The sequence below is a fragment of the Janthinobacterium sp. C22 genome (assembly GCF_057919405.1).
Genome location: NZ_CP193659.1, coordinates 3,407,672 through 3,432,280, shown reverse-complemented (window position 1 = coordinate 3,432,280; position 24,609 = coordinate 3,407,672). Strand labels below are relative to the sequence as shown.

Genomic DNA, 24,609 nt, shown 5'->3' with positions numbered 1-24,609 from the left:
TGAACTATGGAAAATCAAAACAAGGCGCCGGTCTGGAAACTCAGCTTTGGTATTTTTGGCATCCTTACCACGGAACTGGGCGTAGTCGGCATCCTGCCGCTGATCGCGGACACCTTTCACGTCAGCGTGACGCAGGCGGGATGGCTGGTGAGTATCTTCGCGCTGGGCGTGGCGCTGGCGGGACCGGTCATGCCGCTGCTGTTCTCCGGCGTCAACCGGAAAACAGCCATGTTAGGGGTGCAAGGTATTTTCGTACTCAGCAACCTGGTCTGCATGGTGACAAACAATTTCACCGTGCTGCTTCTGGCGCGCCTGATTCCCGCGCTATGCCACCCCGTCTATTGCACTCTGGCCTTCACCATCGCTGCAGAAACGGCAGGCCCGCGCGACGCTTCCAAGGCTGTGGCCAGGATCATGATGGGTGTCTCGGCTGGCATGGTATTCGGGGTGCCGATAAGCAGCTTGATCGCAGGCGCGACCTCGTTTTCCGCCGTCATGCTATTCTTCGCCGCCGTCAATGCGGTCGCTTTCATGCTCACCCTGCTGGCCATGCCGTCGATGCCGGTGGGCTCCAGGGTTGCCTACGGCACGCAGCTGAACCTGCTGCGTAGCGGCCTGACGTGGATTTCCCTGGCTACCGTGGCCTTGATCGCTGCCTCGATGGCCAGCGTGTACAGCTACGTGGCCGACTATCTGAAAAACGTCGCGCAGCTGGCGCCACACACGCTGAGCCTCACCCTGCTGCTGTTCGGCCTGGCCAGCATCTGCGGCAATCCTGTGGCGGGCCGGCTACTGAGCACGAACCCGCTGCGGGCCGTGTTTCTCTTCCCGTTCGTGCTGGGCGTCATCTATATCGCCCTGTATTTCGTCGGAGCCTCCACCTTGACGATGCTCGTGTTGGCCTGCCTCTGGGGGCTGGTCTACGGCGCCGGGAACAATTTCCAGCAATACTGGATCGCCTCGGCTCTACCCGACAGCCCCGAACTGGCGACGGGCCTGTTTCTGTCCTTCGGCAATATCGGGATCACTCTGGGTACCACGATCGGCGGCATGTTCATTGCTGGCATGGGTATCCGGTCGATCATCTTGGGTGGCCTGGTCTTCCTGGCGCTGACCTTCGCGTCCATCCTTATCCGCAACTTGATGCTGAGGCAGATCCCAGCGCCGGTGCTTGCCGCGAAATAAGCCACAACGTGCTGGTCACCAAAGGCCGCGTGCCGAATAGCCCCGATTCAATGACTGCGACTGCTGCCTGCCGCGCTACCACTTGCAGCGAGCGCTCGACGCCTCGCGCTCTGCCGGCTAGGCCTCAGTTCGAGCTGTGCTGTATTTGGCGGCGCTGGTAGCGATGATCTTGCCGCGGCATAACCGGTACAGCCTATCGGCAATAATGTCTTTGCCTTAGTGTTGACCACCCGCTGCCACATTTTTAGCACGGGCCAAGTCAACAGAGCGTCCCAGGCAGACTCCACCAAACAGGCAATAGGTGAACGCCTCGGAATTTTCCCGTGCTTCCTTAGCACTGTCGAAGAAACGATTACCTAATTCTTTCCAAGCATCACTTTCAGTGGGAGCTGAAAGCGCATTCAGGGCATTAACAACTTCTTCGAGCACTCTTTGGGTAGCGTTTGGAAATGTTGATGTTACGACTGCTATCAGCAAGTCGACATCATATTGTTGATGTTTCATAATGGCTCCAGCAAGCGAAAATAGTGCAATAATCATAACAAAAAAATGTTATCCAGTGTAAAAATACACCTGGAAATATTGCCTTTTTTGAATTGTCGCGTGAATGATGAGGAACTTCGCGGCAACCCTGGATCCATATTTCTTGGGAAATGAGATCCCGATGGATCGTGTTGGGGCCCGGGCGTCCTGCCAGGCACTTGGTGTGCGATCTCGTAGCCGCCTGATCCAACGACGAGATCGAGGCCGACCTGCCAATCCCCTGCCCTATAGGGACTCTTGCCGCGCTGAAGCCATAGTTGCTTGAGCTTCGGTGGATTCCACCATGAACTCTTCCGTGGCAAAACCTCTTGCAGCGTTAATCCCTGGATTTGCGGGTTGCGGAGCAATCAATTCGAGTGCTCTTTTGCATCATTTCCACTCTACAACGATGCATTTAAGTTAAAGTGTTGCGTTGAACGATTGAGTCCGCAGCCGATAGCGGACGACCTGCATGGCTTAGTGTACGAACTTGTTGCTTTGAGAGCAAGGGGAGGTTGGATAGGCGCTTGAAACCAGCTAGATGTGAAAACGGCCGCAGGAAACGGCCGTATCGTTTGGGGCTGGGCAATGGACGGAAATTCCATTGCCCCGAGTTTGCCCCAAGTTCCTATTCAGACAAGATATGAAATCCTAAGCCATTGAATACAAACGAAAATTTGGTGGGAAGTGCAAGTTTCGAACTTGCGACCCCTGCAGTGTGAATGCAGTGCTCTACCCCTGAGCTAACCTCCCGAAGCGAGGCGAATTATCGCATAGGTGTTGCGGCATCTGCAAGGGCTGGCAAGAGGAAATTTGTCATGGCCCACTTTTTTCTCAGGCGGCCGCTGGTGGGGCCGTGACGGCGGTCCAGATGCACTGGCCCTTGGCGGCCTTGTCGAGGCCGGCGATGGTGGCGGCGTGGGCGGCGAGCTCGTCGGCTGTGGCGCTCTGGAAGATGACTTCGGCCAAGGGCACGATTTCCAGCACGGCGCCGTCGGCGGCCACTTCCACTTCTTCTTCCATGCTCAGGCTGTTTTGCCCGCGCGTCATGGCCAGGTAGACGTCGGCCAGCAATTCGGAGTCGAGCAGCGCGCCGTGCAGCTTGCGGTGGGCGTTCGAGACGCCGTAGCGGTCACACAGGGCGTCAAGCGAGTTGCGCTTGCCCGGATGCATTTCCTTCGCCTGCACAAGGGTATCGATCACGCCGGCGACTTGCTCGTGCACGGGCGGCAGATTCAGGCGCTTGAATTCCGCGTTGAGGAAGCCGATATCGAAGGGGGCGTTGTGGATGATCAGTTCGGCGCCGGCGATGTAGGCGCGGAATTCGTCGGCGATTTCCGCGAATTTCGGCTTGTCGCTGAGGAATTCCGTCGTCAATCCGTGGACGGCCAGCGCGCCCTCTTCCGAATCGCGCTCGGGATTGATGTAATGGTGGAAATTATTCCCCGTCAACATGCGGTTGTTCAGTTCGACCGCCCCGATCTCCAGGATGCGGTCGCCCGTGCGCGGGTTCAGGCCGGTGGTTTCAGTATCGAGAACAATTTGACGCATGGCGGATTCATTCGTAAAAGCAAAAAGCGAAGGGCACAGTATAGCAAACCTGTGTGCTGCAATCGCACCCAGACATGTTCGAACGCCCAACAAAACCGTAGCGAGCGGCAGTGATTTGTGGCCGAGAAGCGCAACCGTACTTGGTACGGGGGCGCCGAGCCGGTGAGCATCACAGGCCGCAAAGCGCGACGCGCAGTAGGTTTGGTTGGGCGTTCTTAGGCGCGCACGGTTTCCACGCCCAGGTTGGCCAGCTGATCGGCCCGCTCATTGCCCGGATGGCCGTTGTGGCCGCGCACCCAGCGCCACTCCACTTCGTGCACGGCCTGGGCAGCGTCGAGCGCCTGCCACAGGTCGACGTTTTTCACGGGCGCCTTGGCCGCCGTTTTCCAGCCGCGCGCCTTCCAGCCGTGGATCCATTCGCTGATGCCCTTCTGGACATACTGGCTATCGGTATACATCACCACCTGGCAGGGACGTTTGAGCGCCGTCAAGGCTTCGATCACGGCCTTCAATTCCATGCGGTTATTCGTCGTATTCAGTTCCCCACCGTAAATTTCTTTCTTGGCGCCATCGGCCACCATCAGTGCGCCCCAGCCGCCCGTGCCGGGATTGCCCTTGCATGCGCCATCGGCATAAATCTCAACCTTCGTTTCTACCTTATCCATCTTGCTGTTCCCGCCTTTTATTCGTGACCGGTGCGCCTGCGGGCGCCGTCGCCGGTTTTTTGGTCCACGCCGGACCGATCAAACGCATCCCTTTGACGCGCTTGATCGCCTGCACTATATACACTGCGCCCAGATATGGCCACCAGCGCGCGCCCGCCTTGTCCATGAAGGCGTTGCGGCGCAGCCATTTTTCTGTCCGGCAGGCAGGTGCGTAACAGCCGAAGTGGCTTTGGCTGACGCCCATGTTCAGCAATTTTAACCAGTCTTTCATGCGCGGCATAGAGATCAGCTCGCCCGCCTGCGGCAGATAGCGGCGTCCCGTGATGCGTCCCAGCCCCTGGCGCATGCCCCACAGGCTGGCCGGATTGAAGCCGCAGACGATCACGCGCCCTTCCGGGATCAGCACGCGTTCGACTTCGCGCAAGACCTGGTGCGGCTCGGCAGCAAATTCGAGCACGTGCGGCAAGACCACCAGGTCCAGGCTTTGCGAGTCGAACGGCAGCTCGTCGAAGGCCGACACGAGGGTCAGTCGGCTGCCCTGCGGCGATTGCGACGGCAGGCGCGCATCGAGCAGCCATTTGTTCGGCATGCGGTTGGCGGCCAGCGCATCGAGCTGCGGCAAGCCGATCTGCACGGCGTTAAAGCCGAAGATATCCACGGTCAGGCTGTCGAGGCATTGCTGCTCCCAGGCGCGCACGTAGAGACCGGCCGGGGTCTGCAACCAGCCGTCAAGCGCTATAATGGATTTTTCGGATGCCGCACTGTCCATTCAGTTTTCTCTTTTGCTCATGACACACTCCCCTGAACACGCTTTATCGGTACTTGCCGTGCCCGCCTTCGCCGACAATTACCTGTGGCTGATCCATGACGGCCGCCACGCCGCCGTGGTCGACCCCGGCGATGCGATGGCCATCCTCGATGCGCTGCAAGCCCATCAGTTGACCTTGTCCGCCATTTTACTCACGCATCACCACGCCGACCACACGGGTGGCGTACCTGAATTGTTGCAGCATTTCGCCGTGCCCGTCTTCGGCCCGCGCAATGAGGCTATCACAGCCATCACGGAACCGCTTGGCGAAGGCGTTGTCGCCTACGTGGCCGAGCTGGGCCTGCCGCTGACGGTCATCGACGTGCCCGGCCATACCAAGGGGCATATCGCCTATGTGCGCCAGCGCGACGAGCGCAGCGGCGCGCCGTGGCTGTTTTCCGGCGACACCCTGTTTGCCGGCGGCTGCGGCCGCCTGTTCGAAGGCACGCCGGGCCAGATGGCCGATTCGCTGGGCAAGCTGGCCGCCCTGCCCGACGATACCGAGGTATTTTGCGCGCATGAGTACACCTTGTCCAATCTGCGCTTCGCCAACGCCGTCGAGCCGGGCAACGTGGCCTTGCAGGAACGCATCGCCATCGACACGGAGAAGCGCCAGCAAGGTCTATCGACCGTGCCGTCGACCATTGCTCTTGAGAAAGCGACGAACCCCTTCCTGCGCTACCGCGAACCGGCGATCTTGACCAGCCTGAAGGTGGAAGGCAAGCTGGCCAGCGACGCTTCGCCCGTGGAAGCATTTGCGGCCTTGCGGATGTGGAAGAATAATTTTTAAGCTTATCCTTCCGCAATAAAAATCCCGGCAGATGCTGATGGCATCGCCGGGATTTTTTTATGCGGTTATTTGATCAGGATCAGATTTCTTCGTACAGCGGCAAGGTCAGGAATTCGGCGAACGATTCCGACGTCGACATTTCCTCGAAGATTTGGCCGGCGCGCACATAGGTCGGGCCGTTGCCGCCTGGCGCATCGCGCTGCACCTTGGCCAGCTCTTCCGGAATCATGGCGCGCACCATCTCGGCCGTCACCTTGCGGCCATCTTCCAGCACGCCCTTGCTGGAACGGATCCACTGCCACACTTGCGAGCGGCTGATCTCGGCCGTGGCCGCGTCTTCCATCAGGTTGTGGATGGGCACGCAACCATTGCCGGCCAGCCAGCTGCCCAGGTAGTGGATGCCCACGTTGATGTTGTAACGCAAGCCCGCTTCCGTGATCGGCGCTTCCGGCTGGAAGTTCAGCAGATCCGACGCCTTCACATCGATGTCGGGACGCTGCTTGTCGATCTGGTTCGGCTTGTCGCCCAACACTTTGGTGAACTCGCCCATGGCCAGTTCGACCAGGCCCGGGTGGGCGACCCAGCCGCCGTCGTAGCCGTCGGTGGCGTCGCGCGCCTTGTCGTTGCGCACGCCGCCCATGGCGATGTCATTCTTTTCCGGATCGTTCTTGATCGGGATCAAAGCTGCCATGCCGCCGATCGCTGGCGCACCGCGTTTGTGGCAGGTTTTCAGCAACAGCAAGGCGTAGGCGCGCATGAATGGCGCCGTCATCGTAACCTTGGCGCGGTCGGCCAGGCAGAAATCCTTGTCCAGCTTGAATTTCTTGATGCACGAAAAGATGTAATCCCAGCGGCCCGCGTTCAAGCCCGAGCTGTGCTCCTTCAGTTCGTACAGGATTTCATCCATCTCGAAGGCGGCGAGGATGGTTTCGATCAGCACGGTCGCCTTGATCGTGCCTTGCGGTAAGCCCAGTTCGTTTTGCGTCATGACGAAGATGTCGTTCCACAGGCGCGCTTCCAGGTGCGATTCCATCTTCGGCAGGTAGAAATACGGGCCGGCGCCGCGCGCCAGCTGTTCCTTGGCGTTATGGAACATGAACAGGGCGAAATCGAAAATACCGCCGGAAATGCGCTTGCCGTCGACCAGCACGTGCTTTTCATCGAGGTGCCAGCCGCGCGGACGCACGACGAGGGTGGCGATCTTGTCGTTCAGCTTGTACGACTTGCCATTTTGCTCCAGCGAAATCGTCTTGCGCACGGCGTCGAACATATTGATCTGGCCCGTGATCTGGTTATCCCAGTTCGGCGTGTTCGAATCCTCGAAGTCCGTCATGTAGCTGTCCGCGCCGGAATTGAACGCGTTGATGACCATCTTGCGCTCGACGGGACCGGTGATTTCCACGCGGCGGCATTCCAGCGCCTTCGGGATCGGCGCGATCTTCCAGTCGCCGTCGCGGATGTGCGCGGTTTCTGGCAGGAAATCAGGACGCTCGCCCGCGTCGAGGCGCTTGGCCCGCTCCACGCGCACAGCCAGCAATTGCTGGCGGCGCGGTTCGAATGCACGCGTCAGCTTGGCCACCAGCGCCAGCGCTGCCGGCGTCAAAATCTGTTCGTAGCCGGGCTGGATGTCACCCGTGATTTGCATGCCTTCTGGAAGTGCGATCGTGTTCTGCGTCATGAAGTTCTCCGGTTTTGAATAAATATAAGCAAAAGTAATCTGATGATCCAAGTATAAGCGCAAGGACTGCATGGGCAAGCTGGACAGAGGTGCAAAAACACTCTGCCAGGCGGCGCGTTTGTTCTATAGTATTGCACTATAAGGCATGGAAACGAGATTAAAAATCACTTCATCTATGCGTTTTTATCACAAGTGACGAGATAGCGAGCACAGCATATGGGCCAGTTCAGACAAATATCGACCTTCGTGGAAGTGGTGGCCAAGGGCAGCCTGTCGGCCGCCGCACGCGCGGAAGGCATCGCCCCGGCCATGATAGGCCGGCGCCTCGATGCGCTGGAGCAGCGCCTCGGCGTGAAATTGCTGCAGCGGACGACGCGCAAGCTGGCCTTGACGAATGAAGGCGCCGCCTTCCTGGAGGATTGCCAGCGCATCCTCGGTGAACTGGAAGAGGCGGAAGCGGCCGTGGCCGAGCGCAGCGTGAAGGCCAGCGGCCATCTGCTCATTTCCGCGCCGGCCGGCTTCGGGCGCCAGCACGTGGCGCCCTTGATCCCCTCTTTCGTGGCCGAGCACCGCGACGTGACGGTGTCGCTGAACCTGAACGACCGCCTGGTCGACCTGATCGGCGAAGGCATCGACGTGGCCATCCGTATCGCCAGCCTGTCCGATTCCTCGCTGGTGAGCACCAAGCTGGCGGACAACCAGCGCGTGCTGGTCGGCTCGCCCGCCTATCTGAAACGGGCGGGCACGCCGCGCATCCCGGCCGACCTGGCCAAGCACAATTGCCTGGCCATCAGCAGCGAAGGCAGCCAGCGGGGCTGGACCTTCCGCGAAAACGGCAAGAATGTGATTTTAAAAGTGGCGGGAAACATGGTGTGCAACGATGGCGAAGTGCTGCACGACTGGGCCTTGGCCGGCAAGGGCCTGGCGTGGCGCTCGATGTGGGAAGTCGGTGCGGAGATCGAATCGGGCCAATTGGTGACGGTGCTGGACCAGTTCGCCGCGCCGGGCAATGACATCTATGCCGTGTTCGCCCAGCGCCGCCATCTGCCGCTGCGCATACGGGCGTTTGTGGATTTTTTACGGCATAGCTATGCGCAACCAGATTACTGGCGCGAAAGAACAATCTAGTCACTGCCGGACGGAATCGTAGAGCGTAGCTTGCGCGTAAGCCGACCCTGGTGGTGTTGGCAAAATGTATGGGCTGGTGTCGGCTTACGCTGCGCCAAGCCGACCTACACGACGACGCAAACACGCCGAAAAGAGCGCGCAGCCCACGCAAATCCCATGCTTTACGGAAATTCAGGCGAAAAAAATCCTCGGAGACCGAGGATTTCTTTATTTCGTTTGATCCAGCGTATTAGATTGGCTGAATGTTCGAAGCTTGCTTGCCTTTAGGGCCAGCGGTCACTTCAAAAGAAACGCGTTGGTTCTCTTGCAGGGACTTGAAGCCGTTCGACTGGATAGCCGAGAAGTGAGCGAACAGATCTTCGCCGCCTTCGTCAGGGGTAATAAAGCCGAAACCCTTCGAATCATTGAACCATTTTACGATGCCAGTTGCCATTACAATTTCCTATTTCAGTTAAGTTGGGCTTGCGCCCGTTATATCGTTTGAAGCAAGAAAGAAATGACAGACAAACTGCACTACTACCTCGAATCCAACGATGCCCAATTATACCAACAAAACTGAGAAAAACCATTCTTTCGCAAAATAAACTTGCGAACACTACTTTAATAGCCAAATCCCCGTCTTGCGGCGCCCTGTACCAGCGGCATGGATACACTATATCCTAATCTGCGACGCGGGTGCTTTGCGTTGCATCAAATGAATCATTGCAACCACATCTCTATAGCGTTGTCGCTTATGCGGTGAACTGGGTGGCGGCCGCATCGCGTCCCGCCCAATCCAGTAGCACCACCACCTGCGCCCGCACGGCGGGCCATTCCGTCACCGCTTGCGCGGGAGCATTGAGCATGGTGCGCACCAGCTGTTCGATGCGCCGGCATTCCTGCCCCAGCGCGGCAAAACCGAAGGTGGCGGCCGAGCCGGCCACCGCGTGCAGCGCGCGGTGCAACTGCGTCAACGGTTCCAGGCGGGGGCCTTCGCTGTCGCAGCGGCCGCTTGCCTGCGCGATCGCCTGCATCAGGGCCGGCACGCTGGCCGCATATTTTTCGTTCAGGGCGCGCAAACGCGCGCGGAAATCCGGGTCGATCAAGGTTGCCATCGCAATACTCGTCTGAATGGCTTACTTGGTGCCGAAGATGCGGTCGCCGGCATCGCCCAGGCCCGGCACGATGTAGGCGTGGTCATCCAGGTGCGAATCGAGCGAGGCGCAGAACATCTTGACGTTCGGGTGCGCGTTCTGGAACACGGTCACGCCTTCCGGCGCCGCCACCAGGGCCAGGAAGATGATCTGCTCGTCCGTCACGCCGCGCTTCTTCAGCACGTCGACGGCGTACACGGCCGAATTGCCGGTCGCCACCATCGGATCGCACAGGATGAAGGTGCGCTCGTTCAAGTCCGGCAGGCGCACCAGGTATTCCACCGGCATGTGGGTGGCGGGATCGCGGTACACGCCGATATGGCCGACCCTGGCCGATGGCACCAGGTTCAGCAAGCCATCGCTCATGCCGATGCCGGCGCGCAAGATGGGCACAATGGCCAGTTTCTTGCCGGCGATGACGGGCGCATCGATGGTGACGAGCGGGGTCCTGATTTCGCGCGTCGTCAGCGGCAGGTCGCGCGTGATTTCATAGCCCATCAGCAAAGTAATTTCCTTGAGCAATTCGCGGAAGGTACGCGTTGACGTGTCGTGCTCGCGCATGTGGCTCAATTTGTGCTGGATCAAGGGATGATCGGTAATGAACAAATTCGGGAAGCGTGGATCTTGTTTCATATTGTTTTTCTTTCTCTACTCTCTGGCGCGGCGGCAGGCATGCACCGCAAGCGCGCCGTGTGTCGATAAAATCATGGATTGCAGCATTATCCCAGCCCACAGCCCGCCTGTGGCCGGAATTTTGAAATAATTGCGGATCGCATCCGTCAAGACTCGCGCAGCGCGCGCGCCAGGATAGCCGCGCAATCGGTGCCGGCCGGCAAGCGGCCATACGCCCCGCCCGGCGCCTGCAGCAGGCGCGACTGCAGGAAGGCTTGCGCGACGAACGGCGGCGCATGGCGCAGCAGCAAGGCCGCCTGCACGGCCAGCACGATGCGCTCGGAGAGTTGCCTCGCGCCAAATTCGTCCGTCTGCGGCCCGTCCAGGTCGGCCAGCAGGCGCGCGCGGTAATCTGCAAAGTCGGCGTGATCATCGCCGGCCAGCGCCAGCTCGGCCGCCAGGGCGTCGCGCGCGGCCGGCGACTTGCCGAAGGCGCGCAAGACGTCGAGGCACATGACATTGCCCGAGCCTTCCCAGATCGAGTTGACGGGAAACTCGCGGTACAGGCGCGCCAGCGGCGCCTCTTCCACGTAGCCGGTGCCGCCCAGCACTTCCATGGCTTCCGCGCCGAAGCCTGGCCCCCGCTTGCAGATCCAGTACTTGCCGGCCGGCGTGAGCACGCGTGCCAGCATCGCCTGCTGCGCATCGTCCTTTTCATCGAAACAGCGGGCCAGGCGCAGCGCAAACGCCGTGGCGGCCTCGGATTCGAGCGCCAGGTCGGCCAGCACGTTTTGCATCAGTGGCTGCTCGGCCAGCGGCTTGCCGAACACGGCCCGCTGGCGCGCATGGTGCAGCGCCTGCGTCAAGGCGGCGCGCATGATGCCGGCGCTGCCCAGCACGCAATCGAGGCGCGTGTGGCTGGCCATTTCCAGGATGGTGGGAATGCCCCGCCCCGGCTGCCCCACGAGCCAGCCGTAGGCATTGGTAAATTCCACTTCCGACGAGGCATTCGAGCGGTTGCCCAATTTATCCTTCAGGCGCTGCACGCGGATGGCGTTGCGGCTGCCGTCGGGCAGGTAGCGGGGCAGGAAGAAGCACGACAAGCCGCCCTCGTCCGCCTGCGCCAGGATCAGATGGGCGTCGCACTGCGGCGCCGAAAAAACCATTTGTGGCCGACGATGCGCCAGGCGGCGCCGGCCTCTTCGCCGAACATGGCCCGCGCCTCATCCTGCGGCACGGGGGTGGCGCGCGTGGTATTGCTGCGCACGTCGGAGCCGCCCTGCTTCTCCGTCATGCCCATGCCGACCAGGGCGCCCCGCTTCTGTTCCACGGGCAAGGAGCGGGGATCATACTCGCGCGAGAGGATCTTCGGCAGCCAGCGCGCGGCGATTTGCGGCAGATCAAGCGCCTGGCGCAAGGCCGGCACCGAGGCATACGTCATCGTCACGGGACACTGCGTGCCGTTTTCCACCTGCCCCACCAATAGATAGGCGGCCGCGCGCGCCACCTGGGCACCGGGGCCGGGCGACGCCCAGGGCGACGCGTGCGCGCCCGCGCCCACGAGGATGGCCATCAGTTCATGCCAGGCCGGATGGAACTGTACTTCGTCGATGCGCCGCCCGGCCCGGTCGAACTGCTGCAGCTCGGGCGTGTGGATATTGGCCAGGCGCGCCAGCGCATACGTCTCGGCGCGGCCCAGCCTGTCGCCCAGCGCGTCGAGTTCCTGCCGCGCCGCGCCGCCGCCCTCGCGCAACAGCGCCTCGATCAGCGCCGGGTCGCAGGCGAACAGGTTGACGTTTTCAAACGGCGTGGCCTGGTTGAAAACTTCATGCGTGTCAAAAGCATTCATGGGGGTCTCCCGCGATTTGTTATCATGGCGCCCTTGCCCGCAGCGGACGCGCCGTCAACGCCGTCTGCCAGCCAGACTAGCGCAAAGCGCATGGCGGGGCAAGCGCGCCAGTGGAAGCAAGCGCAGATAAATGTTTCTACGTGGGATGAAAATACCTGTGTGTGTCGCGTAGCATGATTTTTTTCATGGAAGGCAGGAATATTTACAAAACCTGAAGCAATGTTGCTCTATTTCATGTAATCGAATGCTTTTCAATGATACATTTCGTGTGGATCGCGTTCCGATAGCCGCCCTTCCGGCCCCTATGGCGCGCGTCACGCACGACGCACTCTTTCCGTTGGCGCCCGCCCTGCAGCGAGCGCCGGCACTGATAACAAAAAGGTAAAAGCCAGCACGATGTTTTCCAGTACCCCATCCGCCGCCCACCGCGAGGCCCGCCACGAGTTGGACAACCTCATGGAAGAGGCAGGCGACGTCGTGTTCCGGCTCGATATGGACGGCCTGATCCTGTTCGCCAGCAAGCGCGCGGCCACGCTGTTTGGCGCGCCATCGGGCCTGTCCGGCCATTTGCTGCTGCCGCTGGCCACGGAAGCGTCGCGCGCGGCGCTGCAGGCGGCGCTGGAAGACGCCCTGGAAGAACCGGGCCGCCTGGAAGTGCGCCTGCAAACGCCGGACCAGGAAATCTGGTTCGAGCTGCGCCTGTCGTCTTATATGAACGCGGCCGGCGTGGCCGAATTGCTGGTGGTCGGGCGCGACACGTCGGCACAGCACAATACGGAAGAACGCCTGCGCCACATGGCCACGCACGATGCGCTGACCGGCTTGCCGAACCGCCTGCTGCTGTCGGACCGCATCCGCATGGTCATCGCCCAGGCAGCCCGTTCGGGCCAGGGCTTTTCCGTCGCCACCATCGGCCTCGATGGCTTTAAAAAGGTCAACGATGGCCTGGGCCACCCCGTCGGCGACGCCGTGCTGCGCCTGGCCGCGGCGCGCCTGCGCAAGACCCTGCGCGACAGCGACACCCTGGCGCGCGTGGGCGGCGACGAATTCGTCGCCGTGCTGCCCGGCAGCGCCACCGACGCCCAGATCAAGCTGGTGACGGGCCGCCTGCTGGCCACCCTGCAGGCGCCGTTCGAAGTCGATGGCCACACGATCTACGTGGGGGCCTCCGTCGGCGTATCGATCTATCCGCTGCATGCGGAAGACGAAGTGCGCCTGGTGGCGCTGGCCGATGCGGCCATGTCGCGCGCAAAGGAAACGGGCAAGGCCCGCTGCCTGGTCTACAGCCCCCGTCTGAACGGCCCGTCGGAACACGATATCTCGCTGGAAGCGGCCATGTTCCACGCCGTGCGCGAAGGCGAATTTCTGCTGTTTTACCAGCCCATCGTCGATGCGCACACGCGGCAAATCCAGGGTTTCGAAACCCTGATGCGCTGGAAGCATCCAACCCTGGGCCTGGTGCCTCCCGTGCGCTTCATCCCGATCGCCGAGGCGAATGGCCTGATCAACCTGCTGGGCGCCTGGGCGCTGAAGGCGGCCTGCGTGCAGCTCAAGCAGTTCCAGGAAGTGGCCAGGCGGCCGCTGTACATCTCCGTCAACATCAGCCCGCGCCAGTTCCGCAACGACAAATTCCTCGACGTGCTCGATGACGCCATCGCCTTTTCCGGACTCTCCGGCGAACACCTGGTGCTGGAAATTACGGAAGGCACGCTGATGATCGACCCCGTGCATGCGGAAACCATCCTCGTCAAGATGACGGAGCGCCGCGCGCGCATCGCCATCGACGATTTCGGTACCGGCTACTCGTCGCTCGCGTATCTGAAGCGTTTCCCCATCTCCGTACTGAAGATCGACCGCACCTTCATCAAGGACTTGCCCGAATCGGGCAAGGATGCGGCCATCTGCAACACCATTCTCGACCTGGCCAAGCATTTGAATCTGTCCGTCGTGGCCGAGGGCGTGGAAACCGAGGAGCAGATGCACTTCATGGAGTCGCGCGGCTGCCAGTATGTGCAAGGCTACCTGACGGGAAAACCGATGCCGGCCCATGCCGCGCTGTCGGCCTTGAGCGACAAAACCTATGCGGCGCTGGTGCCCACGCCGTCTGCCAATGAGTTGCGCGGAGGTGTGCAATGAATCCAGGTCATTTCACGGTGCCGACACAGCTCGGCAAAAACACTCTGGAACTGCTGTGGGCCCGCACGCGACAGCAGGGCGACATGCCCGGCTTCGCGAAAGCCATCAGTGCCATCCTGGGCGCCATGCGCGGCGAGGATGACCACGAATTCGACATCACGCAAACGGTGCTGTCCGACCCTGTCCTCACGCACAAGGTGCTGCGGCTGGCCAACAGCGGCATGTACTCGGCCTTCGGCCAGCGCGTCAACACGGTCTCGAAGGCCGTGCTGGTGCTCGGCATCGACGCCATCGGCCATCTGGCGCTGGGCCTGAAACTGATCGAGGAACTGTCGCAGGCGTCGCCCGATTCCGTCAGCGCCCACGTAGAAATGGAAAAGGCCGTGCTGGCCGGGATGGTGGCGCAGCAGGTGGCCACCAGCGCCGGCAGCCTGCAGGCGGAGCAGGCCGTCGTCTGCTCGATGCTGCACACCCTGGGCCGCATGATGGTGACGTTCTACATGACGGACTTCTGGGCGCGCATGCAGGCGCATGCGGGTCCCGGCAACGAGGCGGCGGCCGCGCGCGAAATCCTCGGCTTGTCGCTGCCGGAAGTGGGCTATGCCACGGCTGCCCACTGGGGCTTGCCGCAGCACCTGATCAACGGCATGCGTCCGATGGACCCGTCGCCGGACGACTCGCCCGTCAGCGGCGCCGACTGGATGGCGGGATTGTCGACCATGGCGGCGCGCTGCGCCGATTCGCTGTGGCACGACGATGCGGCCGGCGCGGCGCAGGTGCACGCGCTGATCGACGACTATGCGGGCACTCTGGGCATCGCGGCGACGGACCTGGTGGTCGCGGTGGACAAGGCCAAGGCCATGGCGGCGGCCGACCTGTCGATCGCGCCGCTGTCGAAACCGGCCGAACGGCGCGCGCGCCAGCTGGCGTCGACGCGCATGCGCGCCGAGGGTAACCGCGTCCTGATCGGCGGCCTGGCCGACCTGCGCGGCGCCATCGGCAGCGCCAGTCCGGGCCAGATGGTCTCGATGGCGCTCGAAACGCTGCACCAGGGCTTCGATTTCTCACGCTCGGTGGCCTTCGTGCGCAACCACAAGGATCATTTGTATTCGGCGCGCATCAGCATGGGCGACGGCATGGCCGACCTGCAGGACCTGATGGTGTTCGGCGACGCGTATGAACCGAACGTATTCCACGCGGCCCTCAACAGCGACCGCGTGATCTTCATCGACAATGCGCGCGACCCGAAATTCGCCGCCAAACTGCCGCAATGGTGGAAAGCGACGCTGTCGGAAGCGCGCAGCTTCGTCGTGCTGCCACTGTCGGCCAACGGCCACCCCACGGGATTCTTGTACGGCGACTGGGACGACAGCTTCCCGCCGATCCAATTGAACCAGACGGAATTCAACCTGATCAACGATATCCGGGCGTTGCTGGTGCAGTCGGTGGAGATGCGGCACCAGCTCGAGCTGGTAGCGAACAAGGTGGCGTGACAGGAAGCGCCGACAATGGTGTCGGATTACGCGCAAGCGCTAATCCGACCTACATGGCATGGGTCGCAGGTCGGATCAGGGCCGCAAACCCGTCATCCGACAGCATTCCATGGCATGGGTCGTAGGTCGGATCAGGGCCGCAGGCCCGTCATCCGACAACATTCAATTTACTTCAACTTCGGCGTAGAAACGGACACATCGCCGCACTGCGCGCGGTGCATCAAGGCGTGGTCGATCAGGACCAGCGCCAGCATGGCTTCGGCGATCGGCGTGGCGCGGATGCCCACGCACGGGTCATGGCGGCCGAACGTTTCCACCATCACGGGATTGCCCTCTTTATCGATCGAGCGGCGCGGCGTGCGGATCGACGATGTCGGCTTGATGGCGATCGACACGCTGATATCCTGCCCCGTCGAAATGCCGCCAAGCACGCCGCCGGCGTTATTGCCGACAAAACCTTCCGGCGTCAGTTCGTCGCCGTGCTCGGAACCCTTTTGCGCCACCGAATCGAAGCCGGCGCCGATTTCCACGCCCTTGACGGCATTGATGCCCATCATGGCGTAGGCGATGTCGGCGTCGAGCTTGTCATAGATGGGCTGGCCCAGGCCGACGGGCACGTTTTGCGCGATCACGTCGATGCGCGCGCCGATGGAATCGCCGTCGCGGCGCAACTGGTCCATCGCCGCTTCCATGCGCGCGATCAGGTCGGCGTCGCCGCTGGCGGCAAAGAACGGGTTCGCATGCACATGTTCCCACGACTGGAACGGCACGGGAATGTCGCCCAGCTGGCTCATGCAACCCTTGAACGTGGTGCCATACTGCTGCTGCAGCCATTTCTTGGCGATCGCCGCCGCGCCCACGACGGGCGCCGTCAGGCGCGCCGAGGAGCGCCCGCCGCCGCGCGGGTCGCGCACGCCGTATTTATGCCAGTAGGTGTAGTCGGCATGGCCGGGGCGGAAGCTTTCCGCGATATTGCCGTAATCCTTGCTGCGCTGGTCTTCATTGCGGATCAGCAGCGCGATGGGCGTGCCCGTCGTCACGCCCTGGTACACGCCGGAGAGAATCTCGACCGTATCGGATTCCTGGCGCTGCGTCACGTGGCGCGAGGTGCCGGGCTTGCGGCGGTCCAGCTCGGGCTGGATATCGGCTTCCGACAGGATCAGGCCCGGCGGACAGCCATCGATCACGCAGCCGATGGCCGGACCGTGCGATTCGCCGAAAGTGGTAACAGTAAACAGCTTGCCAAAAGAATTGCCGGACATAGTAGGAAGTGTGAGAACTGGAAAACTCAATTCTACCAGCCTGCGGGGCATGCCATGCCGCTAATGCCTCAGCGAGGCCCGATATTGCCCCACCCGTCTCGCCATTTTTAAATCCCGTGTATTTTTTCATATAAAAAACACCAAATATGAGTTGCAATCATGCAATCCAGGAAATATTGCTCCACAGAATAGACTTAAAAAAACATTTTGCTTATTAAATAGCTATATACTTGGACGATGGACCATCAGAAAATGTGCGAGCCTCGGCAGCACCTGAGTGCTACATTTTCGATGCGACCTGAGTGCATCAGAAATGGCCAGGGCTAGGCGCACCGCCGAAGACAGTACGCAAGTACGGCGAGGCGGTGCAACAACGCCATGGACATTTCTGATGTGCTCACATCCCGTACTGAGTCATCCTGGAGAAGCTATACATGCCCGCACCGATCATCCCCCTTGACGCCAACAAGGACGATCACGACGATCTGGTATTCCTCGATGAGCAACCAGCGGCGCCGCTGGCCGCCGCACAGCGCAGCGTCTGGCGGGTGATGATCATCGACGACGATGAAGACGTCCACTCCACCACCACTTTCGCCCTGGGCAACCTGGAAATGCAGCACCGCCCGCTGGAATTCGTGCATGCGTATTCGGCCGGCCAGGCGCGCGAACTGCTCAAGCATGAAGACGACATCGCCGTCATCCTGCTCGACGTGGTGATGGAACAGGACGACGCGGGCCTGCACCTGGTGCGCTACATCCGCGAAACCCTCAAGATGACGGACGTGCGCATCATCCTGCGCACGGGCCAGCCCGGTTATGCGCCGGAAATCGACGCCATCCGCGATTTCGACATCAACGACTACAAGACCAAGTCCGAACTGACGCGCATCAAGCTGTTTACCACGGTGACGGCCGCCATCCGCTCGTACGAGCAGATCCGTTCGATCAGCAACAGCCGGCGCGGCCTGGACCAGATCGTCCACGCCAGCACGCAGCTGATGGCGCTGCACGGCGTGCAGAACTTCTCGGCCGGCGTGCTGGCGCAGATCGCCGACCTGCTGGGCATCCGCGCCGACGGCGTGCTGTGCGTGCAGGACTTGCAGGACAATGGCGGCAAGGAACTGCTCGTCTCGGCCTGCACGGGCAGCTTTTCCGGCTTGCCGCACAGCGCCCTGTGCGGCCTGCAGAACCCGCGCGTGATGGCCGCCATCGAGCATACGCTGGCGCAGCGGCGCAATGTCTACGCGCACGATTACGCCACGCTGTACTTCGCGGGCAAGGCCGGCCGCGACGCGGCCGCCTACCTCGTGCTGCCGCGCCCTCTCCGCCATCGACGAAAGCTTGCTGGAAGTGTTCTGCAGCAACGTCGCCGTGGGCCTGGACAACGTCGAGCTGGTATCGCACCTGCACAACGCCGCCTTCTACGATCAATTGTCGAAGCTGCCCAACCGCACGCGCCTGGTGGAAATCCTCGACGCCACGCTGGCCGGCCCCGCGCGCGACGACGCCACCCTGTCGCTGGTCGACCTCGACCACTTTGCCGAGACCAACGACGCGCTGGGCCACCAGTTCGGCGACACCCTGCTGATCGCCGTGGCGGGCCGGCTGCAAACCCAGCTGGGACCGCATCTGACGGTGGCGCGCCTGGGCGGCGACATCTTTTGCGTGCTGGGCGACTCGTCGCAAGTCAACCCGAGCAAGATCCTGGCCCTGTTCCAGCCGCCATTCTGCATCGATGGCCAGGATGTGCAGCTGTCGGCCACCCTGGGCCTGGTGCGCCTGGGCGAACATGCGGGCACGGGCGCCGATGCGCTGAAGGATGCCGATATCGCCCTGAAACGGGCCAAGAGCCAGCAGCGGGCCGGGCACTTCTATTTCTCGCGCAGCATGGGCATCGAAATCCGGGAAAGAGTCCGCATGATGCACGCGCTGCGCACGGCCTTCAGCCAGGACCAGCTGTTTGTCGTGTACCAGCCGCAAATCGACCTGACCACGCGCCGCCCCGTGGGCGCCGAAGCGCTGCTGCGCTGGCAGACGCCGGACGGCAAGTTCATCTCGCCCGACCGTTTCATCCCGATCGCCGAGTATTCGGGCATCATCATCGACCTGGGCGAATGGGTACTGCGCACGGCGTGCCGCGAACTGGTGCTGCTGCGCGAGCAGGGCCACCGCAACTTCGTCATGTCCGTCAACGTGTCGCAAGTGCAGTTCCGCCACCCGCTGTTCCTGGAAATGCTGCGCGCGGCGCTGGAAGAAACGCAGGCGCCGCCCGAGTTCATCGAGCTGGAAATCACGGAGTCGATGGCCATGGAAGAGCCGGACTTATTGATCAAGATGTTGTGGCAGATCAAGCAGACGGGCGTGAGCATCGCCATCGACGACTTCGGCACGGGCTTTTCCTCGCTGTCCTACCTGCAGCGCCTGCAGGTCGACCGCCTGAAGATCGACCGCGCCTTCGTCACCGAGATCACGGGATCCGCGCGCGGCAGCAGCATCGCCGAAATGGTCATCCAGCTGGGCCGCAACCTGGGCCTGGCCGTGATCGCCGAAGGCGTGGAAGACGAGCGGCAAGCACAGATCTTGCAGGCGCTGGGCTGTCCCATGGCGCAGGGTTTCCTGTTCGCCCGCCCCATGACGGCCGCCGCGCTGGGCACCTGGCTGAACAACGAGGCGCTGCAGGGGGCGGCGTAGGCGCCGGCTTGCATTCACAATGCAAAACGCCGGCTGTTGCCGGCGTTGTTATTACTGCATGAGCTAAGCTTAATCGGTGGTTTCGGCCGGCCAGTCGCGGATATACGCTTTCAGCATCTGGTTTTCAAAGCTTTGCGCTTCGAGCACGGCGCGCGCCACGTCGTAGAAGGAAATGACGCCCAGCAGGGTCTTGGCGTTCATGACAGGCAGGTAGCGCGCGTGCTTTTCCAGCATGATGCGGCGCACTTCATTGACTTCCGTATCCGGCGTCACGGTGATCGGATGGTCATCCATGTGCTTGCGCACGGTGCCGCCGCCGATCTGGCCCGCGTTTTCATGCAAGGCGTTGAGCACCTCGCGGAAGGTCAGCATGCCGACCAGGTCGCCAAATTCCATGACCACCAGCGAACCGATGTCTTTTTCAGCCATGGTATTGGCCGCGTCAAGCAGGGGCTGGTCAGGCGTGACCGTGTAGAGGATGTTGCCCTTGACTTGGAGAATTTCAGATACTTTCATATTGGCCGTCCTGTCCGCGTGATTGGTATTTTAGTTATTCTAAGCCCTTACTGCGACTGTAGCCTATGCCTGCGGAAAAATCCAGCCTTGCGCGCAATCAAATCAAGAGGGATTGCGCGCAACTTTTCATCAGCCCCGGCGGCGGAACCACCCGGCAATCGAGAGGCGTTCGCGCGCCGTCGGCAGCACCTCGTGCAGCATCTCGCCCGACAGGAACATGGCCATGCGGCCCGCCTGCGGCAAGATGTCCACCTGACCGCCATCCTGCGGGTGCAGGCGCAGCGCGCCGCCGTGCCCGGGCAGCCAGTCGTCGTTGAGGTACAGCACGACGGACACGGTGCGCTTGTCGTCGTCGCGGAAACGGTCCAGATGAGCCCGGTAAAAGGCGCCCGGCGCGTACAGGGCGAAATGGCTTTCGTACTCTTCCAGCCCCAGGAACAGCTCACGGTTGAGCACGCGGCGCAGCGCTTCCATGTGTGCCAGGTAGCGGTCGCACGCTTCTGAACGGCCCGTTTCCAGCCATTCGATATGGTCGCCGCGGATATCCGGCTGCAGCAGCGGCGCATGGCCGCTGCCCACGCCGGCGCCCTTCATCTTGCCGCTGAGCATGGATTGCACGCATTCGGCGGCCAGCTGGCGGCTGAGTTCAGGGGAAATAAAGTGTTCTTGCATGAGCCAGCCTGCCTGGCACAGGCCGTCGACGATAGAAGGTCCGGGAACGGCAAGGGAGCCGTCGAACGATATTGCGGGCATAAAATCTTTCCTGGTGGACATGCATGAGAGTGCGCCTGAAGCCCAGGATTTCGTTCGCTTGCCACTGCTTCCCTGCCGCGCGGCGCACGCGCACAGGTAAAACAGCCCGAATATCGCTGATACGATATCGTACCACCGCCGCACCGCGCCGGTCACTTTTTTACACTTCAGGTTACACGCGAGCTGAGTCTGGCCGTCCGCCAGCACGGCCCCATGCGCCCTGCACAGGAGCCCTTTTGCTCAGATGCAAATCAGGTTACGATCTTGCCACTATAAAACTTGGCGGAGACACCATGAGCGGCCCGAAATACCCCGGTTTCGATACCTTATCCCTGCATGCGGGCGCGGCGCCCGACCCGGCCACGGGCGCGCGCGCCACGCCCATCCATTTCACGTCCTCGTTCGCCTTCAAGAGCTCGGAGCATGCGGCTTCGCTGTTCAATATGGAGCGGGCCGGCCACGTGTATTCGCGCATCTCGAATCCCACCAACGCCGTGCTGGAAGAGCGCATCGCCGCCCTCGAAGGGGGTGTGGCCGGCATCGCCACAGCCAGCGGCCAGGCCGCCATGCACCTGGGTTTGTCCACCATCGCCGGCGCCGGCTCGCACATCGTCGCCTCGCGCGCCCTGTACGGCGGCTCGCACAACCTGCTGGCGTATACATTAAAACGCTTCGGCATCGAGACGACCTTTGTCGACCCGCGCGACGTGGATGCCTGGCGCGCCGCCATCCGCCCGAATACCAAAGTGCTGTTCGCCGAAACCCTGGGCAATCCCGGCCTCGACGTGCTCGACATCCCCCGGATTGCCGCCCTGGCGCACGAGCACCAGCTGCCGCTGATGCTCGATGCGACGTTTACCACGCCCTATTTGCTGCGTCCCTTCGAGCATGGGGCCGACCTGGTATTCCACTCGGCCACCAAGTTTTTATGCGGCCATGGCACGGCCATCGGCGGCCTGCTCGTCGACGGCGGCACCTTCGACTGGCAGGCGGCCTACGACAAGACGGGCCGCTTTGCCGAACTGTGCGAACCGTATGACGGCTTTCACGGCATGGTCTTCGCCGAGGAATCGACGGTGGCGCCGTTCGCCCTGCGCGCGCGGCGCGAAGGCTTGCGCGACTTCGGCGCCGTCATGAGCCCGCACAACGCCTTCGCCATCCTGCAGGGCATCGAAACCCTGGGCTTGCGCATGGACCGCCACGTGGCCAACACGCGCAAGGTCATCGACTTTTTGCTGGCCAATCCGGCCGTGGAATCCGTGTCCTACCCGGAACTGCCGTCGCACCCCGATTACGAACTGGCGAAAACCCTGCTGCCGAAGGGCGCGGGCGGCGTGTTCACCTTCCGCCTGCGCGGCGACCGTGCGGCGGGCCAGCGCTTTGTCGACAGCCTGAAGATCTTTTCGCACCTGGCCAACGTGGGGGACGCCAAGTCGCTCGTCATCCACCCCGCCTCCACCACGCACTTCCGCGTGCCCGACGATCAACTGGCGCAGGCGGGCATCACGCAGGGCACCATGCGCCTGTCCGTGGGCTTGGAAGACGCCGACGATTTGATCGAAGACCTGGCCCGTGGCCTGAAACTGTCGCAGAAAGGCGCCTGACATGCTGCTCACCATCGACAACACCACGGCCTACTGCTACACGGGCGGCAAGCCATTCAAGCCGAACCAGCCCACGGCCGTCTTCATCCACGGCGCGCAGAACGACCATTCCGTGTGGGCCTTGCAGACGCGCTATTTCGCCCACCACGGCTGGAACGTGCTGGCCGTCGACTTGCCGGGCCATGGCCGCAGCGGCGGCGCGGCGAAAACCAAGGTCGAGGAACTGGCGCGCTGGATTCTCGCCGTGCTGGACGGGGCCGGCGCATCCAGGGCCATGCTGGTCGGCCACAGCATGGGTTCATTGATCGCGCTGGAAGCGGCATTCCTGGCGCCGGATCGCGTCAGCCACCTGGCCATGCTGGGTTCCACCTACCCGATGAAAGTCTCGCCGGCCCTGCTGGAAACGGCGCTCAACGATGAACAGGCGGCCATCGACATGGTCAATATCTGGTCGCACTCGTCGATCGCGCAAAAGCCGTCGTTTCCTGGCCCGGGCTTTTACGCCATGGGCGGCGCGCGGCGCCTGAAGCAGCGCATCGCGGCCCTCAACCCCGGTCACGTGTTTCACACGGATTTTTATGCCTGCAATGCCTATGCGAACGGCGAAATCGCCGCCGCTTCGATACACTGCCCCACTTTATTCATTTTCGGCGCGCGCGACATGATGACGCCGCCCAAATCGACCCGCTGGCTGACGTCCGCCATCGCGCATGGCAAGGTGGTGCAGGTCGACAGCGGGCACGAATTGATGGCCGAGCAGCCGGACGCCGTGCTCGACGCGCTGTTTGCGTTCGCCCAAACGGCAGCGGCATGAACGCTTTTTTAGGATAGATGCACATGTTGTTGAATACCCTGTTCGATGAATTGACCGGCCGCGGCAGCGGCACGGAGGCGGAGCGGCACGAACGCTACAACTGGCTGGAACAGCTACGCTGCGCCAACCCGCAAGCGGACGAAAACGGTCCCATGGCCGGCATCCCTGGCCACCACTGGTACCGGCTGCCGCAGGCGCTGACGGTGGCGGGCCAGGCGAGCGACCTGCTGGTCGGCACCCTGAACGCCCAGTACCTGGTCTTCGCGGGCCGCCACGCGGCCGCGTTTGCGGCCGAACTGGGCCTGCAATACGACGCCAACAACCGCATCGACCGCCCCGGCGGCATCGACGAACTGCTCGACGCCTATGAAGAAGAGGCCGATGGCAGCTGGACCACCTTGCCAGCGGGGCAGCCGGAAGCGCCGCTGGCGGGCTGGGACGACGTGTATTTCCGCGTGCGCGACCTGAGCGACGGCAAGGCCATCCAGAGCGTGACCACCATCGCCTACGAGAGCAGCCGCTTCCCCGGCTACACTCTGCTGGGCACGACCCTGGTGGGCGCGGGCGCCATCGCCCACGACGAAGAGACGGCGGCATATCTGCAGCAGATCTTCGCCGACTGGGCCATCCAGCGCGATTGCGCCGCCACCTGTCTGCCTTCGTCCGCGCCCTGGCCATGGACGCCGCGCCAGACGCCGTCCGCACCCTTCGACTTTGCCCGCAACCTCGCCTATCTCGACGCCCTGCTGGCCGCCTACGGACGCGCGCAGGCGCAGGCGGAAGTCGATGGCGGCGATAGCGCCTACTGGGCGTGCGCGGCCGCCAGCACGGCTTACCAGGTCTTCTCGCTGCGCTACACGGCCGGCCTGCCCTTGCCTGATGTGGAGACGGCGCTGGAAGCGGCCATCGCCGCCTGCGAAGCGGCGCGCGCGGCCCTGGCCGCCGCCTACGATGACGACGCCCTGCCCGCCTTCGATTTCGAACAGTTGACGGACTATGCGCGCACCCTGCAGCTGCTGGGCGCGGCCCTGCTGTTCGGCCGCCACGACCTGGCCATGCGCCTGGCCGCCCTGCAGACGGCCTTCGATGGCGAAGACGGCGTGTACGAAGCACTGCTGGCGGCCATCGATCCGCGGCGCCCCGCCGTCGACGAATGGTATTTCGCCGAACCTTATACCGCCCTGTTCGACTGCCTGGACGCGGACGATCGCGCACAGCAGCTCGAGCACCTGCGGCACTACCTGGCCAGCTGGCACACGGCGCTGGTGCGCGAAGACTGGTTCAACGGCCATTTGCGCGCGCAGGGCCTGGGCGGCTACTACGGCCTGTGGGCCTTCGAGGCGGCCGCCGTGGCCAAACATCTTGGCCTGGAACGCGGCGCGCTGGCGCACTGGGTGATGCCGCCCACGCCCTGAA

At 62.4% G+C, this 24,609-nt stretch carries 19 protein-coding genes, 1 tRNA gene and 2 pseudogenes; 9 read left to right on the top strand and 13 right to left on the bottom strand.

Translation table 11 applies throughout. The annotated features are described in order from the left end of the window. Positions 1–6 precede the first annotated feature (6 nt). Complete coding sequence (locus ACRHIG_RS15990; RefSeq protein ID WP_489627042.1) at positions 7–1,185, top strand: MFS transporter; 1,179 nt, start codon at positions 7–9, stop codon at positions 1,183–1,185. A 216-nt stretch (positions 1,186–1,401) separates the two neighbouring features. On the opposite strand, the gene ACRHIG_RS15985 is transcribed toward ACRHIG_RS15990, so the two are convergent. The 5 genes from ACRHIG_RS15985 to ACRHIG_RS15965 all read right to left on the bottom strand — a co-directional run bounded on the left by ACRHIG_RS15985 (position 1,402) and on the right by ACRHIG_RS15965 (position 4,692). Then, entirely contained in the window at positions 1,402–1,689 is a 288-nt protein-coding gene (locus tag ACRHIG_RS15985; protein ID WP_489627041.1) for a hypothetical protein, read from the bottom strand. A 696-nt stretch (positions 1,690–2,385) separates the two neighbouring features. Next, positions 2,386–2,460: transfer RNA gene (locus tag ACRHIG_RS15980), tRNA-Val, on the bottom strand. A gap of 81 nt (positions 2,461–2,541) precedes the next feature. Then, a complete protein-coding gene (dnaQ, locus tag ACRHIG_RS15975; RefSeq protein WP_489627040.1) occupies positions 2,542–3,258 on the bottom strand; it encodes a DNA polymerase III subunit epsilon in 717 nt (238 codons plus the stop codon). Positions 3,259–3,473: 215 nt separating this feature from the next. Continuing rightward, positions 3,474–3,923, bottom strand: a complete 450-nt coding sequence (gene rnhA, locus ACRHIG_RS15970; protein ID WP_099375866.1) for a ribonuclease HI — start codon at positions 3,921–3,923, stop codon at positions 3,474–3,476. After that, on the bottom strand, positions 3,916–4,692 hold the full coding sequence (locus ACRHIG_RS15965) for a class I SAM-dependent methyltransferase (RefSeq protein ID WP_475416475.1): 777 nt from the start codon (positions 4,690–4,692) through the stop codon (positions 3,916–3,918). Before ACRHIG_RS15965 ends, rnhA begins: the two co-directional genes overlap by 8 nt. Before the next feature lie 19 nt (positions 4,693–4,711). On the opposite strand from ACRHIG_RS15965, the gene gloB reads away from it, so the two are divergent. Continuing rightward, on the top strand, positions 4,712–5,521 hold the full coding sequence (gloB, locus tag ACRHIG_RS15960) for a hydroxyacylglutathione hydrolase (RefSeq protein ID WP_489627039.1): 810 nt from the start codon (positions 4,712–4,714) through the stop codon (positions 5,519–5,521). A 79-nt stretch (positions 5,522–5,600) separates the two neighbouring features. On the opposite strand, the gene aceB is transcribed toward gloB, so the two are convergent. Beyond that, the gene (aceB, locus tag ACRHIG_RS15955; protein ID WP_475416473.1) at positions 5,601–7,199 is read right to left on the bottom strand and encodes a malate synthase A; all 1,599 of its coding nucleotides are present in this window, start codon (positions 7,197–7,199) and stop codon (positions 5,601–5,603) included. A 216-nt stretch (positions 7,200–7,415) separates the two neighbouring features. Between aceB and ACRHIG_RS15950 the strand changes: the two genes are divergently transcribed. Continuing rightward, positions 7,416–8,327, top strand: coding sequence for a LysR family transcriptional regulator (locus tag ACRHIG_RS15950; protein WP_489627038.1), 912 nt, complete (start codon positions 7,416–7,418; stop codon positions 8,325–8,327). Between the two features lie 229 nt (positions 8,328–8,556). Here the strand turns inward: ACRHIG_RS15950 and ACRHIG_RS15945 are convergent, their stop codons facing one another. From ACRHIG_RS15945 to ACRHIG_RS15930, 4 genes and pseudogenes are all read right to left on the bottom strand, one after another. Further along, positions 8,557–8,760: a cold-shock protein gene (locus tag ACRHIG_RS15945; RefSeq protein WP_010398811.1), complete on the bottom strand. Its 204-nt coding sequence runs from the start codon at positions 8,758–8,760 to the stop codon at positions 8,557–8,559. Between the two features lie 298 nt (positions 8,761–9,058). Further along, on the bottom strand, positions 9,059–9,421 hold the full coding sequence (locus ACRHIG_RS15940; protein ID WP_489627037.1) for an Hpt domain-containing protein: 363 nt from the start codon (positions 9,419–9,421) through the stop codon (positions 9,059–9,061). 21 nt (positions 9,422–9,442) lie between these two features. Further along, complete coding sequence (gene upp, locus ACRHIG_RS15935; RefSeq protein WP_326458529.1) at positions 9,443–10,093, bottom strand: uracil phosphoribosyltransferase; 651 nt, start codon at positions 10,091–10,093, stop codon at positions 9,443–9,445. 146 nt (positions 10,094–10,239) lie between these two features. Then, positions 10,240–11,921, bottom strand: a pseudogene (locus ACRHIG_RS15930) (isovaleryl-CoA dehydrogenase). Between the two features lie 396 nt (positions 11,922–12,317). On the opposite strand from ACRHIG_RS15930, the gene ACRHIG_RS15925 reads away from it, so the two are divergent. Beyond that, positions 12,318–14,057: a putative bifunctional diguanylate cyclase/phosphodiesterase gene (locus tag ACRHIG_RS15925; protein ID WP_475416469.1), complete on the top strand. Its 1,740-nt coding sequence runs from the start codon at positions 12,318–12,320 to the stop codon at positions 14,055–14,057. Further along, entirely contained in the window at positions 14,054–15,550 is a 1,497-nt protein-coding gene (locus ACRHIG_RS15920; protein ID WP_489627036.1) for an HDOD domain-containing protein, read from the top strand. The genes ACRHIG_RS15925 and ACRHIG_RS15920 overlap by 4 nt, the downstream gene beginning before the upstream one ends. Before the next feature lie 167 nt (positions 15,551–15,717). On the opposite strand, the gene aroC is transcribed toward ACRHIG_RS15920, so the two are convergent. Then, entirely contained in the window at positions 15,718–16,812 is a 1,095-nt protein-coding gene (gene aroC / locus ACRHIG_RS15915; protein ID WP_489627035.1) for a chorismate synthase, read from the bottom strand. A gap of 434 nt (positions 16,813–17,246) precedes the next feature. Between aroC and ACRHIG_RS15910 the strand changes: the two are divergent. After that, positions 17,247–19,506 (top strand): annotated as a pseudogene (locus ACRHIG_RS15910) (putative bifunctional diguanylate cyclase/phosphodiesterase). A gap of 69 nt (positions 19,507–19,575) precedes the next feature. On the opposite strand, the gene ACRHIG_RS15905 reads toward ACRHIG_RS15910, so the two are convergent. Both ACRHIG_RS15905 and ACRHIG_RS15900 read right to left on the bottom strand, forming a co-directional pair. Next, positions 19,576–20,022: a CBS domain-containing protein gene (locus tag ACRHIG_RS15905; protein ID WP_010398828.1), complete on the bottom strand. Its 447-nt coding sequence runs from the start codon at positions 20,020–20,022 to the stop codon at positions 19,576–19,578. A 129-nt stretch (positions 20,023–20,151) separates the two neighbouring features. Then, on the bottom strand, positions 20,152–20,775 hold the full coding sequence (locus ACRHIG_RS15900) for a 2OG-Fe(II) oxygenase (protein WP_475416465.1): 624 nt from the start codon (positions 20,773–20,775) through the stop codon (positions 20,152–20,154). A 293-nt stretch (positions 20,776–21,068) separates the two neighbouring features. On the opposite strand from ACRHIG_RS15900, the gene ACRHIG_RS15895 reads away from it, so the two are divergent. The 3 genes from ACRHIG_RS15895 to ACRHIG_RS15885 are packed head-to-tail and all read left to right on the top strand — an operon-like array spanning position 21,069 to position 24,608. Continuing rightward, positions 21,069–22,379: an O-acetylhomoserine aminocarboxypropyltransferase gene (locus ACRHIG_RS15895; protein WP_489627034.1), complete on the top strand. Its 1,311-nt coding sequence runs from the start codon at positions 21,069–21,071 to the stop codon at positions 22,377–22,379. 1 nt (position 22,380) lies between these two features. Beyond that, positions 22,381–23,193, top strand: coding sequence for an alpha/beta fold hydrolase (locus ACRHIG_RS15890; RefSeq protein WP_489627033.1), 813 nt, complete (start codon positions 22,381–22,383; stop codon positions 23,191–23,193). 23 nt (positions 23,194–23,216) lie between these two features. Next, positions 23,217–24,608: a PoNe immunity protein domain-containing protein gene (locus ACRHIG_RS15885; protein ID WP_489627032.1), complete on the top strand. Its 1,392-nt coding sequence runs from the start codon at positions 23,217–23,219 to the stop codon at positions 24,606–24,608. Position 24,609: the final 1 nt, after the last annotated feature.

Coding starts and splice junctions, on each gene's coding strand:
- ACRHIG_RS15990 (WP_489627042.1), top strand. CDS start 7: ATGGAAAATCAAAACAAGGCGCCGGTCTGGAAACTCAGCTTTGGTATT.
- ACRHIG_RS15985 (WP_489627041.1), bottom strand. CDS start 1,689: ATGAAACATCAACAATATGATGTCGACTTGCTGATAGCAGTCGTAACA.
- dnaQ (WP_489627040.1), bottom strand. CDS start 3,258: ATGCGTCAAATTGTTCTCGATACTGAAACCACCGGCCTGAACCCGCGC.
- rnhA (WP_099375866.1), bottom strand. CDS start 3,923: ATGGATAAGGTAGAAACGAAGGTTGAGATTTATGCCGATGGCGCATGC.
- ACRHIG_RS15965 (WP_475416475.1), bottom strand. CDS start 4,692: ATGGACAGTGCGGCATCCGAAAAATCCATTATAGCGCTTGACGGCTGG.
- gloB (WP_489627039.1), top strand. CDS start 4,712: ATGACACACTCCCCTGAACACGCTTTATCGGTACTTGCCGTGCCCGCC.
- aceB (WP_475416473.1), bottom strand. CDS start 7,199: ATGACGCAGAACACGATCGCACTTCCAGAAGGCATGCAAATCACGGGT.
- ACRHIG_RS15950 (WP_489627038.1), top strand. CDS start 7,416: ATGGGCCAGTTCAGACAAATATCGACCTTCGTGGAAGTGGTGGCCAAG.
- ACRHIG_RS15945 (WP_010398811.1), bottom strand. CDS start 8,760: ATGGCAACTGGCATCGTAAAATGGTTCAATGATTCGAAGGGTTTCGGC.
- ACRHIG_RS15940 (WP_489627037.1), bottom strand. CDS start 9,421: ATGGCAACCTTGATCGACCCGGATTTCCGCGCGCGTTTGCGCGCCCTG.
- upp (WP_326458529.1), bottom strand. CDS start 10,093: ATGAAACAAGATCCACGCTTCCCGAATTTGTTCATTACCGATCATCCC.
- ACRHIG_RS15925 (WP_475416469.1), top strand. CDS start 12,318: ATGTTTTCCAGTACCCCATCCGCCGCCCACCGCGAGGCCCGCCACGAG.
- ACRHIG_RS15920 (WP_489627036.1), top strand. CDS start 14,054: ATGAATCCAGGTCATTTCACGGTGCCGACACAGCTCGGCAAAAACACT.
- aroC (WP_489627035.1), bottom strand. CDS start 16,812: ATGTCCGGCAATTCTTTTGGCAAGCTGTTTACTGTTACCACTTTCGGC.
- ACRHIG_RS15905 (WP_010398828.1), bottom strand. CDS start 20,022: ATGAAAGTATCTGAAATTCTCCAAGTCAAGGGCAACATCCTCTACACG.
- ACRHIG_RS15900 (WP_475416465.1), bottom strand. CDS start 20,775: ATGCCCGCAATATCGTTCGACGGCTCCCTTGCCGTTCCCGGACCTTCT.
- ACRHIG_RS15895 (WP_489627034.1), top strand. CDS start 21,069: ATGAGCGGCCCGAAATACCCCGGTTTCGATACCTTATCCCTGCATGCG.
- ACRHIG_RS15890 (WP_489627033.1), top strand. CDS start 22,381: ATGCTGCTCACCATCGACAACACCACGGCCTACTGCTACACGGGCGGC.
- ACRHIG_RS15885 (WP_489627032.1), top strand. CDS start 23,217: ATGTTGTTGAATACCCTGTTCGATGAATTGACCGGCCGCGGCAGCGGC.